Annotated in this window: 15 protein-coding genes and 1 pseudogene; 3 read left to right on the forward strand and 13 right to left on the reverse strand. The window is 66.1% G+C overall.

Annotation, left to right across the window (positions count from 1 at the left end; all coding sequences use genetic code 11):
- From rho to VMV82_06710, 4 genes and pseudogenes are all read right to left on the reverse strand, one after another.
- Positions 1-1,287, reverse strand: a pseudogene (gene rho, locus VMV82_06695) (transcription termination factor Rho).
- 264 nt (positions 1,288-1,551) lie between these two features.
- Positions 1,552-2,268, reverse strand: a complete 717-nt coding sequence (locus tag VMV82_06700) for a DNA-3-methyladenine glycosylase (GenBank protein HUY41240.1) — start codon at positions 2,266-2,268, stop codon at positions 1,552-1,554.
- Positions 2,163-2,507: a hypothetical protein gene (locus tag VMV82_06705; protein HUY41241.1), complete on the reverse strand. Its 345-nt coding sequence runs from the start codon at positions 2,505-2,507 to the stop codon at positions 2,163-2,165. Before VMV82_06705 ends, VMV82_06700 begins: the two co-directional genes overlap by 106 nt.
- Positions 2,508-2,629: 122 nt before the next feature.
- Positions 2,630-3,769, reverse strand: coding sequence for a glycosyltransferase (locus tag VMV82_06710; protein ID HUY41242.1), 1,140 nt, complete (start codon positions 3,767-3,769; stop codon positions 2,630-2,632).
- Positions 3,770-4,078: 309 nt separating this feature from the next.
- Here VMV82_06710 and VMV82_06715 point away from each other — a divergent pair, with 309 nt between their 5' ends.
- The 3 genes from VMV82_06715 to VMV82_06725 are packed head-to-tail and all read left to right on the forward strand — an operon-like array spanning position 4,079 to position 6,700.
- Positions 4,079-5,107 carry a ubiquitin-like domain-containing protein gene (locus tag VMV82_06715; protein ID HUY41243.1) on the forward strand — a complete coding sequence of 343 codons (1,029 nt, stop codon included), beginning with the start codon at positions 4,079-4,081 and terminating at the stop codon, positions 5,105-5,107.
- Between the two features lie 47 nt (positions 5,108-5,154).
- On the forward strand, positions 5,155-5,940 hold the full coding sequence (gene rsmA / locus VMV82_06720) for a 16S rRNA (adenine(1518)-N(6)/adenine(1519)-N(6))-dimethyltransferase RsmA (GenBank protein ID HUY41244.1): 786 nt from the start codon (positions 5,155-5,157) through the stop codon (positions 5,938-5,940).
- Positions 5,879-6,700 (forward strand): type II CAAX endopeptidase family protein, encoded by an 822-nt coding sequence (locus VMV82_06725; GenBank protein HUY41245.1) that lies wholly within the window; start codon positions 5,879-5,881, stop codon positions 6,698-6,700. The genes rsmA and VMV82_06725 overlap by 62 nt, the downstream gene beginning before the upstream one ends.
- Here the strand turns inward: VMV82_06725 and VMV82_06730 are convergent.
- The 9 genes from VMV82_06730 to smpB form a co-directional block, all read right to left on the reverse strand.
- A complete protein-coding gene (locus tag VMV82_06730) occupies positions 6,697-7,797 on the reverse strand; it encodes a hypothetical protein (protein ID HUY41246.1) in 1,101 nt (366 codons plus the stop codon). The two genes, VMV82_06725 and VMV82_06730, sit on opposite strands and share 4 nt — an antisense overlap.
- Positions 7,794-9,002 carry a DUF2079 domain-containing protein gene (locus tag VMV82_06735; GenBank protein HUY41247.1) on the reverse strand — a complete coding sequence of 403 codons (1,209 nt, stop codon included), beginning with the start codon at positions 9,000-9,002 and terminating at the stop codon, positions 7,794-7,796. The genes VMV82_06730 and VMV82_06735 overlap by 4 nt, the downstream gene beginning before the upstream one ends.
- A 76-nt stretch (positions 9,003-9,078) precedes the next feature.
- Positions 9,079-10,221: a glycosyltransferase gene (locus VMV82_06740; GenBank protein HUY41248.1), complete on the reverse strand. Its 1,143-nt coding sequence runs from the start codon at positions 10,219-10,221 to the stop codon at positions 9,079-9,081.
- Positions 10,160-11,443 (reverse strand): insulinase family protein, encoded by a 1,284-nt coding sequence (locus VMV82_06745; protein HUY41249.1) that lies wholly within the window; start codon positions 11,441-11,443, stop codon positions 10,160-10,162. The genes VMV82_06740 and VMV82_06745 overlap by 62 nt, the downstream gene beginning before the upstream one ends.
- A complete protein-coding gene (locus tag VMV82_06750; protein ID HUY41250.1) occupies positions 11,440-12,738 on the reverse strand; it encodes an insulinase family protein in 1,299 nt (432 codons plus the stop codon). The genes VMV82_06745 and VMV82_06750 overlap by 4 nt, the downstream gene beginning before the upstream one ends.
- A complete protein-coding gene (ftsH, locus tag VMV82_06755) occupies positions 12,735-14,648 on the reverse strand; it encodes an ATP-dependent zinc metalloprotease FtsH (protein HUY41251.1) in 1,914 nt (637 codons plus the stop codon). Before ftsH ends, VMV82_06750 begins: the two co-directional genes overlap by 4 nt.
- Positions 14,649-14,654: 6 nt before the next feature.
- Positions 14,655-15,233 carry a hypoxanthine phosphoribosyltransferase gene (gene hpt, locus VMV82_06760; protein ID HUY41252.1) on the reverse strand — a complete coding sequence of 193 codons (579 nt, stop codon included), beginning with the start codon at positions 15,231-15,233 and terminating at the stop codon, positions 14,655-14,657.
- Positions 15,234-16,085: a tRNA lysidine(34) synthetase TilS gene (gene tilS, locus VMV82_06765; protein HUY41253.1), complete on the reverse strand. Its 852-nt coding sequence runs from the start codon at positions 16,083-16,085 to the stop codon at positions 15,234-15,236.
- Between the two features lie 62 nt (positions 16,086-16,147).
- Positions 16,148-16,630: an SsrA-binding protein SmpB gene (gene smpB, locus VMV82_06770; protein ID HUY41254.1), complete on the reverse strand. Its 483-nt coding sequence runs from the start codon at positions 16,628-16,630 to the stop codon at positions 16,148-16,150.

Here is a 16,630-nt window from a genome sequence, read left to right on the forward strand (position 1 = left end):
TTAGTACTTGCCGTTACCCTCGTCGCGCGAGGATCCGCGGGACATCGACATCGCTTCCTTGGTGACGGTCTGAAGGAACTCGTCGTTCGTGCGCGTCTGCGACATCTTGTTGAGGATGAGCTGGGTCGAATCGGTGTCCAGAACGGCTGTTGCGCGCCGCAGCATCCAGATTTTCTGCATCACGTCGGGGACGAGCAGCAGCTCCTCGTGGCGCGTTCCCGACTTCTTGATATCGATTGCCGGGAAGATCCGCGACTCCGCCAGCTTGCGCGACAAGTTGAGCTCCATGTTGCCGGTGCCCTTGAACTCCTCGAAGATGACGTCGTCCATCTTCGATCCGGTTTCGATGAGCGCGGTAGCGATGATGGTGAGCGAGCCGCCCTCCTCGATCTTGCGCGCAGCACCAAAGAAGCGCTTGGGTTTGTGGAGCGAGGCGGTATCGAGTCCGCCGGAGAGCGTACGGCCCGACGACGCGACGACCTGGTTGTACGCGCGAGCGAGTCGCGTGATGGAGTCGAGCAGGATCACGACGTCCTTGCCCATCTCGACGAGGCGCTTCGCGCGCTCCATCGCCAGCTCGGCGACGGCCGTGTGGTTCTCGGGGTGCTCGTCGAACGTCGAGGCCACGACCTCGCCGTCGATCGTGCGCTGCATGTCGGTGACTTCTTCCGGACGCTCGTCGACGAGCAGCGCGATAATGTGCGCCTCCGGGTGATTGATCGAAATGGAGTTCGCGATGTTCTTCAGCAGCGTCGTCTTACCGGCTTTCGGCGGCGAAACGATGAGCGCGCGCTGCCCTTTTCCGATCGGACAGAAGAGATCGATGATGCGCGTTGAGAGCTGCGTCGAGCGCACCTCGAGATGGTAGTGCTCGTTCGGGTAGATCGGCGTCCCTTTTTCGAAAAGCCTGCGCCCGCGCATCTGCTCCGGATCCGTGCCGTTGACGATGTCGACGCGCACCAACCCGAAGTACTTCTCGCCCTCCTTGGGACGACGCGCCTGTCCCTCGATCATGTCGCCGCGCCGCAGCTCGTAACGACGGACCTGCGTCTGGCTGACGTAGATATCCTCGTTGCCGACGACGTAGCCCGCGCGCCGCAGAAAGCCGTATCCCTCGGAAAGGACGTCGAGGATTCCGCTTGCGGCTTCGATCCCCGATCGCGCCGCTTGCGCGGCAAGGATCTGCGCTATCAGCTCGTCCTTCTTGATCTTGGCCGGCGCGAGCACCTCGACGTTAAACTCTTTCGCGACCTCGACGAGATCGCTCTTCGTCTTCTCTTCCAGTTGCGCCGAGGTGAGCATCGGCGGCATCTCGGGTTGTGGAAACGGCTCGCGGAACTGCTGTGGCTGACCGCCAAAGTGACGCCGGCGCGAGCGGTGACGGCGACCTCCGCCACCTTGCGGGCGATTGTTATCGTTGCGTTGTTCCAAAGTGTCAGGATTCTCCGATAGTAGCCCGCATCGGTGCAACGACGATGCGCATCGAGTGATGCGTTGTCGGCGACGTGGGCAGGGAGCGCGACCACACTATACCACGCCTCGCGTACCGATTCAAGCGGGCGAGAGCGAACGCGGCCCGCTGACGAAACGATTTCCCCGTTCGTAGAACCGGAGCAAGCGCGTTGAGGCGCGGCTTACGCCGATGCGGCGTGACGTGCCAACGCTGCGCCTCGCCCGATCCGGCGACGCTAGCCAGAGCGGCGCTTCGCCGAAGAGGGCGATCCCGTCGAATCGGCGATCGATCCCAAGCGCGCGGCATAAACGACCCGGGCCGCGGCACAGATCGCGAGCGGCGACGGATCCGCGGCGCGCGCACATGAGCTCGGCGCCGAGGAGCGGCTCGAGCGCTCGCACGAGAACGCCGCCTCCGACGCCGCCGTCCTCACTCGAGAGGTTGAAGCAGAACGACGAGCCGTAGATATAATAGACGTACGCGTGGTGCGCCGGCAGAAAGAGCGACGCGTTGCGCTGCGTCCTGCCGCCGTAATGGTGCGCCGCGAGGTCGCCGGGCGGATATGCCTCGGTTTCCACGATGCGTCCGGCCACGAGGCCCTGCGGCGTGTCATGCGCGAGAACGTATCCGATGAGCGCGCGCGCAAGCGCCGTCGTTTCGACGGGAAGGTCGTTCGGCGCGATGGGCGTGTAGGGCAGCGTGCGCCGCTCTACGCGGCGATCCGCATCGAGACCTCTGCAAGGGCGCGTGCTGCCAGATCGTTCGGCGCGGTGCTGGCGCGCAAACGAACCGCTTTGAATGCGTTGAGCGCGCATCGAGCCCGAACGTACGGGAGCATGAGATCGACCGGAAGCTCGCGGTGCAGCGTCAGATCGGCAACCAACTCAGCATCGTCGAGAATGAGATCGAGCTCGGATGCGTGCTTGCGCAAGGACGGAACGATCGCGCAGAGCGCCGCGAAGCCGGCTTCCCGGCCGCTCACAGCGCGTTGCTCGAGGCGGAAGGGCGCCCGGAGCACCTGCCCGTGCCCATCCCCCATCCGAGCGTAGACCACGCCCCGGCCATCGCCGCCGACGGCGTAACCGATCCGGCTAGCCCTTTTACGCACTCTCTCCATCTCGTTCTCCGCTTCAAGCTTATACCGAACATATGTTCGTGTCAAGCTTCTTTGGCCGCCTACGCGGTGCTGGGGAAGCGCAGCGGCGGAGACAGGCTGTTGTAGAGATCCAATATTCGCTCGATCTGCGTCTCTAGCGAGAAGCGGGCGCCGGCAGCGCGCGCCGCCGCTCGTCGCTCTTCTGTGGCGGGCACGGCACGTTCGATGCTTGCTGCGAAGGCGGCGGCCGTTGGCGGGACGAGCTCCGCCCCCGAGTCGAGGACGTCCCGGTTCTGCGGAGCGTCGGCCGCGATGACCGGGAGACCAGCCGCGAGCGCTTCGGCCAACACCAAGCCCTGGGTCTCGCTCGTGCTGGGGAAAACGAACGCATCGCTGCTCGCGTAGAGATCCGGTAGCCGCTCGCGCTGCACTTCTCCCATGAAGCGGACGCGCGCCGTTAGGCCGAGTTCCCGAGCGAGCTCGCGCAGCTCGTCCGCGGCCGGGCCGTCGCCGGCGATCGCAAGATGCACGTCGTCGCGACGCGCGATCGCCAGCCCGCGCAAGAGAACGTCGAGGCTCTTCTCCTTTGCCAAGCGTCCGACGAAGAGCAAGAGACAACCGTCCGCCGCGCCGAGCGACGCGCGCAGCGCCTCGTCGCGCCGTCCGGACGCGAAATGTGCGACGTCGATGCCGCTGGGCACGACGGCGATACGGGTCGTCACGCCGAGCGACCGAAGGCGTTTGCGCATTGCATCGGTTGGAACGACGACTGCGTCGACGGAGTTTCCGAAGGTGCGCGTGAGCGTCTCGGTCGCAAAACGCGTTGCGGACGGATCGAACGGTACGTAGTGCGTGTACGCCTCCAGCTGCGTGTGATACGTGTACACGATGGGCATGCCGTAGCGACGCGCGTATCGTAATCCCATCCATCCCGTCACGAACGGCGAATGCACGTGCACGAGATGGAGCCGCTTGATCACGCTGCGCACGCTGCGCCGTCCCACGAGCGGCACGGTCAGCCGGTAGGGCGTACGCGTCGGCAGCGGCAGCGAGGGCATCCGGAAGAAGACCTCGGAGTCCTCGTCGCCGCCCGGCATCCGCGGCGCGAAGCAGTAGACTTCATGGCCTCGGGAGCGCAGACCACGAGCTAGACCCTCAACCGAGGCCACGACGCCGTTTACCACCGGCCGATCGACCTCCGTGAAGAACCCGACGCGCATCTCGACGCCTTTTCCGCCGACCGCACGCGGGTCCCGCCCATCTCAGCAAAGGTAGGACTTTCCTTCCAATAAGCGACTTTTGGCATAGTCCTTCCAGCGAGAACCCGTGCTATAGTGCCCCGGACATCGGGCCTCTCCCCAGGAGTGTACGCATTCTTGGGGTCGCTAGAGCCTCCAGCGACCGGTCGCGACCGTCGCGAGCCTCTGTTGCCCACACCCAACCGATACGGCCTCAGCGGTAACGTCTTGCCCTTTTCCGGGTATGTGCGGGACCTTGCCCGGAGGCTGGGACTGGAAGGAATCAGCTGCGTGATTCGACGCAACAGGCTTCGGCCGAGCCTCGTGCTTGCCGCAGCCGTCGTCGCCCTGGGCTTCGGCGCGGGCAGCCTCGTCATCTCCCCGGTGGCGGCCCTCGCGTCTTCGCCGGCCACGCACGTCGTGACCCTGCAGATCGACGGCAGCACGCGCGTCGTGACGACGACCGCGCCGACCGTGGCCTCCTTGCTCGCGCAGCGCGGCATCGAGCCGCGGCCCGACGACTACGTCTATCCCGCGCCCGAGGTCCCTCTCTCTGACGAGCTCACCGTCGTCTATCGCTCGGCGGTTCCCGTCACCATCCTGTTCGCGCACCGCGCGCGCCATGTCGTCTCGTCCGCGCAAACGGTTGCGGATCTGCTCGACGAGCAGCAAATCTCACTCGGCGCCGACGACGTCGTCACGCCCGGGCTCGACGCCGCCCTTCCGCGCCAAGGAATCGTGCGCGTCGTTCACGTCGTTCGATGGGAGCGCCGCGTCGAACATCGCATCGCCTACGGAACGCTCTATCGGCTCGATCTCTCGGATCGCGCCGGACACGCGCACGTCGTCTCCCGCGGTCGCGATGGGGTTCGCGTCGCCGTGACGCGGTTCACGCGCCGCGACGGCGGTCCCATTCGGCGGCGCGTGACGAGTTATCTCGAAAGGGCACCGCAGCCGCGCGTCATCGACGACGGGCTCGGGCGGTACGGCGCATACGGCGATTTCAGCCGCACGGCCGTCGCTCGGTTCGGTTTCGTCGCAAGCAGCAAGGTTCGCATGGTCGCCACCGCGTACACGCCGCACTGCTATGGTTGCAGCGGCATTACCGCCACGGGACGCCCGGCTGGGCCGGGTATCGTCGCCGTCGATCCGCGCGTCATCCCGCTCGGCTCGCGGCTCTACATTCCGGGCTACGGTTTCGCGCTCGCAGGCGATACCGGCGGCGCAATTCGCGGCGACCGCGTCGACCTCGGCTTCGCGTCCTACGCAGACGCGATACGCTTCGGCCGCCGTGAGGTCACCGTCTACACATTGAAGTAACCGGCTCTGCGCGCACGCATCCGCGTGCGCTGCTCGCAGCGCACGGCTTGCGCCCGAAGAAGCGCCTAGGGCAGCACTTTCTCGTCGATCTCTCCGCCGCGCACCGCATCGCGGCGCTTGCCGTCGCGCCGAGCGTGCCAGTGTTGGAGATCGGCGCCGGCACCGGAACGCTCACGGCGGCACTGGTCGCCTCCGCCGCACGCGTTACCGCGCTCGAAATAGATGGCGACCTCGTCGCGATTCTCCAACAGCGGGAAGATATCGGCGACGCTGTGATTCTCTGCGCCGACGCCATGGCGTTCGATTACGCGGCCTTCGCGGGGAATGGCGCGTGGCACGTCGCCGGCAATCTCCCGTACAACATCGCGACGCCGCTCGTCACGCGTCTCGTCGAGATGGAGGCCGGACCGCAGTCGATGACCGTGATGGTGCAGCGCGACGTCGGCGATCGATTCGCGGCAGCACCGGGCACCGCAGCGTACGGTAGTCTCTCGGTTGCCGTTCAGTACGCGATGACGGTTCGTCGTGCGTTCACGTTGAAGCCACGCGCGTTCTTTCCGCAGCCGAAGATCGAGTCGGCCGTCGTGCAGTTGATACGCCGTCGCGAACCGGCGGTACGGCCGCGCGACGTCCGTCGTTTCCGGGAGGTCGTGCGCGCCGCGTTCGCGTACCGCCGCAAGACGCTCGTCAACAGCTTGGTCCTGGCGCTCGGGCTGGACCGGCGGCGGGTAGAACGAGCTGTAGCCGACGCCGGAATCCCATTGGAGCAACGTGGAGAACGACTCGATCTCGGAGACTTCGCCAAACTGGCCGACGCGCTGGCCGAACGGTAGCTTCTCACCGGGCTGGACGCTCGGTTTCATCCTTCTCGTCGTCGGCGTCTTTCTCGTCGCGCTCGTCGTTGTAGGTTTCGGCGCTGGCCTCTGGCTCATTGCGGCGCACCACGGTATGGATCTGCAAGCCGCGACGCGCAACCCGGCAACCACGACGTCGTCGGTCTTCGTTGCATCCTCCGTGGCACAGCTTCTCGCGGAAGCGCTCGTCGTTGCGCTGATCGTCGCCTCGATGCCGCGCCTGACGCGCCTCTCGCTGCGACAACTGGGATTTCGCCCTGTCGATGGAAGCGCGCTCCTCTATGCCATCGCCGGCGCGGCGTGCATGATCCTCATCGCCGACGTGGGTTCCAGCCTCCTCGACACGTTCACCCACGCAGTCCACCCGCAGTTGGTGGAGCGCATATTCGAGAACCTCCGGCACAATCTCGGAAGCGTCGCCTTCTTCGTTGCATTCGCCGTCGTGCTGCAGCCGATCGCCGAGGAGACGATCTTCCGCATCTTCCTCTTCAATCTCGGAATGCGTTACGGCGGCTTCTGGCTCGGCGCGATCGTCAGCGGAGCGCTTTTCGGCGCGGCACACGTCGCCGGCGGCGGCGCCGATCCCGTCAGCGGAGTCTTGCTCGCGCTCGGCGGCATGGTGCTCTGCTGGGTCTACTATCGCTCGCGCAATGCGTACGCTTCAATGATCTCACACGGACTCTTCAACGCCGTGAGCACCGCAGTGCTCTACTTCTATCCGAAGCTTGCCGGCGGCTAAGAGAGCTTGAGCGCGGCGACGACCGCCTCTGCGGGAATCACGCGCGAATCCAGCATCGTCTTCCGGTGCCATGCCGGCGGTAACGTCGTCGTTGCTGGGCGCCTGTCGAAGTGGCGATCGCCGACGTAGCTGCCGACGAGATGCATCGCATCGGGATTCGGCTCGTCGTACCATTCCGGGAGGTGCGCCGCCCACAATCCGACGATCGGAATGCCGCGGCAAATCATCGCCACGTGAAACGGACCTGCTGGAACGGCCACGACGCCATCGGCCCGTGCGAGCAGCGCGAGATACGCACGCGCGAAGGGCGCATCGAGATCGCCGAAGAGCTCGTGGTAGCCCGCGACGATCTCCCGCCCGGGCCAGCGCCGTTTGTCACCGAGAGCAGCGTCGCCCATGACGACCGCTCGGGCCCGCGCATCGTCACGTTGCAGCAGATGCACGAACCGGCGCGCCTGAGCTGCATCCCAGTTCTTGCGCTCCGCGCTGAATCCGGCAATCGAGAGCACGTATCGCCGCGTACCGGGCGGCGCGAACGCATTCAATCGTTCGTCCACGGCGCGCTGCAGGGCTCGATCGACGCCGGCATCCACCGTCGTCGGCAGCGGCTTCGTCAAGTCGAACGCGGTAAGCCGCTCGCGCGCTACCAGCAGACGCGCCGCGTTGCGCGCTTTCGTGTGAAAGGGAAATGCGGTTCGCCCTTCGGTTTCGGGATAGTCGGTCCAGAGCACGACCGTGGGGTCGAAGGCTGCAAGCTGCTCCGCGAGCGGCTCCGGAACGACGAGCTCCCGCATCGCGCCGTTGAGGCGACGCTGCTGAAGGCCGAGATGACGGGCTCCTAACGCGGAGCCGTCGCCGAGCGCGCGCGAGCCGCTGTGCAGAACGCGAACGTACGCATCGCCGTCGAGAAGGCACGCGTAGTCGTCGCCGAAGCGTGCGATCGCGTATGCGTTCGAGGGCTCGAGCAACGGAAGGATCGCTGCGACGTGCGCCCAGTCGCCCAAACCGTGCGGCCAGTAGACGAAGACGCGCTCGCCGTGAAGCGCGGCAAAACGTCCGCGATCCTCCCGCATGCCCCGAACGCGAAAGCGTTTCAAGAGTACGGTTTCGGCGTCGGCGCGTTCAAAGGAACGACGACGCCTCCGCACAAGCGCGGTGGCGGGTGCGCGAGCCCGGCAAAAAACAGACGCGCGTCGGTATTGTATGCTGGGCAGAAGACTGCGCCGGGCCGCGGCAGCTGCTCGAGCCGAACCTTCCGATTGGAGGCGGCAACCGCCCAGACGCCCTCCTGGTCGCGCGGGATCACGTGGACGCTGCCGTCTTGCCGCACCGCGACCGCGCGCGCGTACGCGTTCCAGTCGACGAGATACGGCCAGCGTCCCGCGTGCAGCACCGTGTCGTTGAAGAAGAGCGTCGCGACGATCCCGAGCGGCACCATCCACCGACCGAGTTGCGGCCGCCGCGCCACGCCGAAAGCCGCGGCAAGGGCGCTCGCGGCGAGGAGCGGCCCCGTATAGTGCGATCCGATGCGACTCGGTTCATACGTCCACGGCGCCATGAAGAGGATCTCCGCGACGAGCGGTGCCCCCAGGAGCAGACGCTTCCATCCGACCACGAGCGGCGCAAACGCAAACGGAATGGCGAGGAAGAGCAGCAGCCACGCGACGCCGAGCGAATCGTGCGGAACGAGGACATACCCCGGATCGTGTGGGCGCACGTGGTGCAGCGTTTCATAGAGAGCGAATCCTGCCGCATTCAGCGCTGCAAGCGCGACGAGCGCGATCCCCATGCGCCGGTCCCAAAAGAGCGCGCACGCAGCACCGAACCATGCGACGAAAAGAATCTCGTCCTCCTTCAAGCCGAGCAGAAGCTGCGCGACGGCGAGCGTCGGCAGCAGCGCCCTGCGTATGGCGAAGAGCGCACCCGCAAACGCAAGCAGCGGGACGAAGACGTTTTCGGAGAAGTTATCGTAGACGAGCCCTTGCGCCGACGGAGTCAAGAGAAAGGCGATGCCGAGCAACGTCGCGACGTGCCGGCTCACGCCGATCTCGCGCGCGAACGCAGCGAGCACGATCGCCGCCGCCGCAATCGCGACGACTTGGATCATGAGCAGCATCTCTGCCGAGGGAAAGAGCCACACGAACGGCACCAGCATCCAGAGGCTCCATGCGTCGTGCACCTGCAGGTGTGGACGCCACTCTCCGTAGTTCCACGACGAGCCATGCTGTAGGTTCACGAGCGTCTGCAGATACGTGCCGAGATCCGCACCATACCGCAGCGCATAGAGCCTGTTGAGATCCAACGCAAGGTAAACGATCGCGAAGGTTGCGGCCGCTCCGATCAGCCACCAATCCCGTGTGGGCCCGGTCGAGGCTCGACTAAGCTCGCGCGCGTGCATTCCCCACAATCTCGCGCAGCCGAGCGACGAACCCTTCAGGCGAGAATCGCTCCGCATGCGCGCGCAAACGTTGCGCGTCGAAGCGCGACGCATCGAATTCGCGCAGGACGGCGGCGAGAGACTCGGCGGATGGCTCATCGAAAAACACGCCGGTCTCGCCCTCGACGACGGTCTCGAGCGCACCCCCGGCTCGCAATGCAATCGTCGGACGCCCGGCAGCCGCTGCCTCGAGCGGCACCAAGCCGAAGTCTTCGTCGCCGGGGAGAACCGCAGCACGCGCTTCGCCGAGCAGCGCATTGAGCGCAACGTCGTCGACGTAGCCGAGCATCGTCGTCGTCGTCCCGCGCGCGAGCTGCCGGAGCGCACGTTCGGCCGGGCCGGAACCGGCGACGAGCAGTGGCACGCGTGCGAGCTGCGCGGCGCGGATCGCCCGATCGATACGCTTGTAGGGCAGCAGGCGCGAGGCAATCATGAAGTACTCGCCGCTTCCGCGGCCCGGGGTGAAGCGCTCGACATCGACCGGACAGTGCAGAACCAGCGCCTCGCGGCCGTAGTGTTCGCGTATGCGACCGGCGACGTTGCGGGAGTTTGCAACTAGCACCGTGGGCCGGAGCGCGGCGCGCTCGTCCCATGCAACGAGTCGCTGGATCGCGGGACGCGCAATCCGCCGCATGCCGAACGCGCCTACATACGCATCGTAGGCGAACGCGAACCTGCTGACGGCATTGACGTAGCAGACGTGCACGGCCCCCGGCGGAACGATCACGCCTTTTGCCCACGCCGTGGTCGAGCTGACGATCGTGTCAAACGCGCCCAGATCGAATCGCTCGAAAACGCGCGGATAGAGCGGCGCCATGTAGCGAAAGAACCGATTCGCTCCGGGAACGCGCGAGAGCGCCGAGACACGGACGCGCGCTCGCGGCACGAGATCGCCGCACGCACGCTCGTCGTACAGCGCCGTGTACACCGGCGCATCGGGCCACGCGCGCGCGATGTGCGCGAAGACGCGCTCAGCGCCGCCGCGCTGGTTCAGGTAATCGTGGACGAGTGCGAGGCGCAGTCTAACCGGAGCGCGGCAGGACCAGCGCGATCGTGGGCCGCCCGAGATAACGCCGCGCGACACGCTGCAGATCCGCAGGCGTCGTTGCCGAGATCGCACGTAGGGTCGCGTCGAGATAATCGGCCGAGCCCGTCCGGCGCGCAAAGATTCCGCCGAGCCGCGCGCGCGCTTCGAGCGTCGACGCGCCGATGGTGAAGTCGCCCGCCGCGATGCGCTTGAACTGCTCGATCGATCCTTCGAGCCTCGTCGCACTCAGGATGTTCACGACCGAAAGCGCGGTGCTGAAGGTGTGATTCGGCTCGCCGATGCTCCCGTCGACGTAGAGCACGAGCGAGGATTGAGAGGAATCGTAGTTGTAGAGGGCACCCACCGCGCCGGATGCCGCCGTCGGCGAAATCGTCCCTGGGACCTCGGCGATGTCGCCGAGCGTGCGGCGGAGGAACGCCGCGAGCACGAGCATCGGTCCGTAATCGGTGCTCGTTACCGACGGGGCCGCATACTGCACGACGAGCCAAGGGGCGTTCACGTCGCGGCGCGCGACGAGCTCGCGATGAGAGCTGGTCAGCCCCTGGACGCGCGTCTTCACAACCGGCGTCGCGCCCTGCGGCAGAACCGCGACGAGCCGCGCGATGGTCCGCGCGCCTAGAGCGTCGACGCGACCGGCCGCGCTGATCGAGGCGCCGCCGCGCCGGTAGAACGCGCGATAGAATGCGCTCACGTTCGCAGGAGCGAGCTGCACGAGCGATCCCGGCGTACCGAACATCGGCATTCCGGTATTGTTGCCGCCAGCTTGCGCGAGATCGAGCATCTCGACCCCAACGGCGAGAGGCTCCTGCTGTTCGCTCTCGACGCGGCGAATCAAGGCGTCGCGTGCCGCCGTCACCGTTGCCCCGGAGAAATCGGGTGCGGAGAGCGCGGTCGCGAACGCGTCGAAGACGGCCGGTGCGTCGACCGCAAGCGCTTCGACGTAGAAACGTACGCCGGTTGGCTCGACGGTGTAGCGCGCGGATCCTCCGCGCGCCTCGATCGCCTCGTCGAGCGGAACGCCGCTTACCTGCGTACGCAGGATCGACTCGGCGGTAAGTGCCGCGAGCCCGCTCTGCGACAGCTGCTGGCGATTGAGCCCAGCCGGTATCGCGAGCTCGACGCCGACGAGCGAGGCACTTGGGTCGGCCTGCGTCACCACGGTGACGCCGCTCTCGTGCGTGACGGAGATCGGAGTCGTCGCGAGCGCGGGCAGCGACGTGGCGGCAAGCGTGGCGAACAGCACGAGGAGACGTCTCACGACGAGCTGCCTTTCGGCGGAGCGGATGGAGTAATGCGTACGATCGCCGGGTTCTTCAAATACCGGCGTACCATTGCTGCGACGTAGTCCGGATCGAGCGAACGTGCGAAACCCGTGTACCCTGCGCCTCCGGGCGCATACGACGCAGCGCCTTCGGCTGCATACCAACCCAGGTTGTCGGCCTGCGCGGAGGCGGTCTGCGTATCGCTGCCGAGGTGGTAGAGAAATGCTTCGCGTGCTGCCGCAAATGCCGCCGCGGACAGCGGCCTCTGCATCGCGTTCACGGCGTCTGCGATCCGGCTTTGCAGCCCTGCATCGTCGCTGCCGTCCACGGTGACGAGCATGACGCCGGGATCGTGCAGCGTGATGAACTGTCCGCTCAGCGCTACGCGCGCGCTGCCGTCCTCGAGCTGACGCGCGAACGTTCCGGTTCCCGGGCGAAACAGGTAATCCGCCACGAAATCTAGCGCCGTCGCGGCGCGCTCGTCCGAGATCGGCGGCCCGGTCCATGCAAGGCCGATCGCCGGTAGCGCCCCCCGCTGCGCAAGGGGTTGCGGCACCGGTCGCGCCGGTGCGCTATAGATAGGCGCGTCTGCCGGAGACGTGCCGTTGCCCTCGGTCACGGCACTCAACATCGCGGGATCCACGGCGCCGGCGAGGCTCACGAACGCATTGCCCGCGCGAAACGCACGATGCACAAAAGAGGTGACGTCGTCTAACGTGACGTGCGACACGTCGACGGCGGAGAATGGAATCGGCGGCTCGTGCGCCGGACCCGACGTGAAGAGCCGCGCAAAGAGCAGGTCGTGAGCGAGCAGGTCCGGCTCGTACTGCTGCTGCACCGCGAGGATCGTCGTGTCGCTCTGCGCGGCGTGCAACGCCGTTTCGTCGATAGACGGCGCGAAGTACGCTGCAGACAAAGAGGCAAGCATCCGGCGCGCGGCCTCAGCCGGCACGACGACGCCGACCCCGATGATGTCCGGAAAGACCTCGATCGTGAGGCGTCCGCCCTCATGGGCGACGCTCTCCGCGAGCGATCTGCCGCTCACGAGTTTTGCGGCAGCTGCGGCGGTCGTGGCGACGCGCGCCAGCCCCGGAACGGACGAAGCGTACCCGTCGTCCGGCGCGCGGAACCAAAGGTCGATTGCTGCGGTCGGGGATGCGGCGTCGGGAGCGATCAGGTACGTCGCGCCGTGCGGCAGCGTTCCGCTCTGAACGGACGGCTCGGCGATGCCGGGCGCAACAAGAAGGGCGCTCACAAGGAGCGCCAAGGTGGATGCGCGTGCGACCTTCATGCCGGCTCCGGCCTGATCTTCGGCTTGAGACGCTGCTGATCGGGTCGCTTCGGTTCATCGGCCGCCTTCTCCGGAGCGGGCGGCGCCGGCGGGCGGCTCTCCGCCGCGCTCCGATCGTAGGGAGCATCGGTGAGGATCGCGCGCACTTCTTCGGCGTCGACCGTCTCGTATTCGAGCAGCGATTCTACCATGCGCTCCACCTTCGTCCAATTGTCCGTGAGGATCTGGCGGCCGTGCGCGAAGCAGCTCTCGATGATGCGGCGCACCTCGCCGTCGATCTTCGAGGCGACCTCCTCCGAGTAGTTGCGCTCTTCACCGAAATCGCGTCCGAGAAAGACCTGCCGGTTTCCACGACCGTACTGAATCGGGCCGAGCTCGCTCATGCCGTACTGCGTGACCATCGCTCGCGCGAGTTCCGTCGCCTTTTCGAAGTCATTCGACGCGCCCGTCGTGACGTCGCCGAACTTAATCTCTTCCGCCAAACGGCCGCCCAGCGACATCGTGATCTGCGCGAGCAGCTCGTCTCTCGTGCGGCTGTGCCGGTCGTCTTCGGGGAGCGACCACGTGATGCCGAGCGCCATACCACGAGGAATGATCGTCACCTTGTGCACGGGGTCGGACTTGTCGATGAGCCCGCCGATCAGCGCATGTCCGGATTCGTGGTACGCGGTGATCTCCTTCTCTTTCTGCGACATCACGACAGACCTGCGCTCCGGACCGATCATGACGCGATCGATCGCTTCGTCGCAATCGTTCATCTCGATGACGTTCTTGTTGCGGCGCGCCGCGAGCAGCGCCGCTTCGTTCAAGAGGTTCTCGAGATCGGCGCCGGAGAAACCGGGCGTGCGGCGCGCGAGCGTCTCGAGCTCGACGGCTTTCGCGAGCGGCTTGTTGCGCGCATGCACTTCGAGGATTTTCTGACGGCCTCTGATGTCGGCGCGATCGACGACGATTTGGCGGTCGAAGCGGCCGGGGCGAAGCAGCGCGGGGTCGAGCACGTCCGGGCGGTTCGTCGCGGCAATCAGGATGACGCCGGTATTCTGGTCGAAGCCGTCCATCTCGACGAGCAGCTGGTTGAGCGTCTGCTCGCGCTCGTCGTGACCGCCGCCGAGCCCGGCGCCGCGCTGGCGCCCGACCGCGTCGATCTCGTCGATGAAGATGATGCAAGGAGCCGACTTCTTCGCCTGATCGAAAAGGTCGCGAACGCGCGAGGCGCCGACGCCGACGAACATCTCGACGAAGTCGGAGCCGGAGATCGAAAGAAACGGCACGCCCGCCTCGCCGGCGATCGCGCGCGCGAGCAACGTCTTACCCGATCCGGGCGGCCCGAGGAGGAGCACGCCCTTCGGAATCCGCGCGCCGAGGGCCTGATACTTCTTCGGATATTTGAGGAAGTCGACGATCTCCGCCAGCTCTTCCTTCGCCTCGTCGACGCCTGCGACGTCGGCAAAGGTAACCTTGGGCCGGTTCTCCGAGAGCATCTTTGCGCGCGACCGTCCAAACGACAGCGCTTGGCTCCCGCCGCTTTGCGCTTGGCGGAACAGGAAGAGGAAGAGCAAGGCCATCAACAAGATCGGTGCAAGACCCTCGAGCAACGTAAAGATGCCCGTATTCGACGGTTGCTCAAAGCTGACGACGCCGCTTTTCACGTGGCGCATGACGTCTTGCACGAACGCGCTGTCCGTGTTCGGAATCGAAACGACGTACTTCGTGCCGTTTGCGAGCGTGCCGCTCGCCTGCGTTCCTACCGCGTGGAACGACCGTACCTGCCCACCCTCCAATCGCTGGTAGAAGGCACCGTAGTCCAGGTGCGCGCTATCGTCCTGGGTCGCGACGAGGTGCGAGACCACGACGAAGACGAGGACGAAGACCGCGATGATGAGGAGGACCGAACGAAGATGCTTGCTCACTTACAATTACTCAGAACGAAAAACCCAGGGCTTTAGCTGCGCGAGATATGGAAGGTTCCGGAAGAGTTCCTGATAGTCCAAGCCGTAACCTACGACGAACTCGTCCGGACAGCGCAGGCCCACGTAATCGAGCGCGACGTCGACCCTGCGATGATACGGCTTGTCGAAGAGCACGCAGGAGGAGAGCCGCGCCGGCTTGCGCTCCGCCAAGAGCGCGCTCAGATACTCCAAGGTAAGACCGTTGTCCACGATGTCTTCAACGATGACGACGTTCCTACCGGTTACCGTTTCCGTGGTGTCCTTGAGAAGTCGCACCTCGCCGCTCGTGCGGGTGGCGTTGCCGTAGCTGGAGACACAGATGTAATCCACGATGATCTCGCTCGGGCCGTCCGGGACCAGCGCGATCGCTCGGGCCAGGTCGGTGACGACGTAGAGCGCCCCCTTCAACACCCCGAGCAAGAGCAGTGGTTGCCCGGTAAAATCGCCGGCAATCCGGACGGCGAGCCGCCCGATTGCCGCAGCGATCTCCTCTGCCGAGTATATCTGCTGCTCGATCGTGCCGTCATAGCTTTGCCCAATCTTCATTTATGGTTCGTTCCGCCGCCCCGTCTCGATTCGTAGGGTGACGCCCTTCTTCATATGGAATCGGCCGCTCCCGCCCAATTCCATCGTCCGCGCGGCCGCCTCCACGTGGGCGAAGTCCACGTCGGAGAGGCTCGCCTCATCTCGCAAGAGGTCGCGGACGCGCCGGCGCAGCACTGCCCGATCCGTCCCAGCTCGCTCGCTTGCGACCAGCTCGGCCGCTCGCGCGACCGCTTCGTCGAGTCCCGGAAAGGCCGGGCGCAGCGAAGCGAGCGCCTCTCGTACCGCGTTGCGGCGCATGGCCGCGTCTTCGTTCGTCGGATCGATCGCGTACGGCAAGCCGCTCACATGGCAGTAGTACCGCAAATCCTCGGCCGCGATTCGCAGCAGCGGGCGAACCAGCGCGACGCCCGGTACCAGCTCGCGCCGCGCCGTCATGCCGCCGAGCCCGTCCGGTCCGCTCCCGCGAAAGAGCGCGAGCAGCACGGTCTCGGTCTGATCTTCCGCGTGGTGCGCCGTCGCAACGGCACTCGCGCCGCGCCGGCGTGCGATCTCGACGAGCGATTCGTACCGCACCGTTCGCAGCATCGCCTCGTCGTGACCCTCCGGCTTCGGCGCGGCAACGTCCAAAGCAAGCCCGAGGCTCGCCGCGACCCGCATCGCGACGCACTCGTCCTGCCACGCCGACGTGCGAACTCCATGGTTGACGTGTGCGATCGAAAGCTGCAGCTCGAGATGCGGCGCGATCGCCGCGAGCACGGCGGCGAGCGCGACGGAATCCGGGCCGCCGCTGCACGCGACGACGAGGCGCTCCCCCGTGCGCAGAACGTCGCCGCGCAGCACGTGCTGCTCCATCGCCCGTTCCGGATGAGCTCCCCTCATAGCGCGTGCCGCAAGACTAGCGAGAGCACCACGGCTTATCTGCCGTGCCGGGCGATCTCGCGCTCGACGTCGCGTTTTGCGATGCTCGCACGCTTGTCCCAGAGCTTCTTTCCGCGCGCGAGACCGAGCTGCACCTTCGCCATGCCGCGCGTGAAGTACAGACGCAGCGGAACGACGGTGAGGCCCTTCTCTTGCACGCGCGAGCGTAGGAGCGCGATCTGCTCGCGATGCAGGAGCAACTTGCGCGCGCGACCCGGATCGAGATTCGAAAAGCTTCCCTGCTTGTACGGCGGGACGTGCATGCCGACGAGCCACGCTTCGCCGTTGCGAAAGCGCGCGTACGCTTCGCCGATCGACGCGCCGCCCGCGCGGATCGCTTTCACCTCCGTGCCGGAGAGCGCGATGCCGGCTTCGAGCGACTCCAGGATCTCGTACTCGAAGCGCGCGCGCCGGTTCTCGAGCGTCGGAGAGCGATGAGGGCGCTGCGCCTCCGCCGCCTTTTCGCGCTGCTGCCGCAT

The sequence above is a fragment of the Candidatus Dormiibacterota bacterium genome (genome assembly GCA_035532035.1).
Taxonomy (GTDB): domain Bacteria; phylum Vulcanimicrobiota; class Vulcanimicrobiia; order Vulcanimicrobiales; family Vulcanimicrobiaceae; genus Tyrphobacter.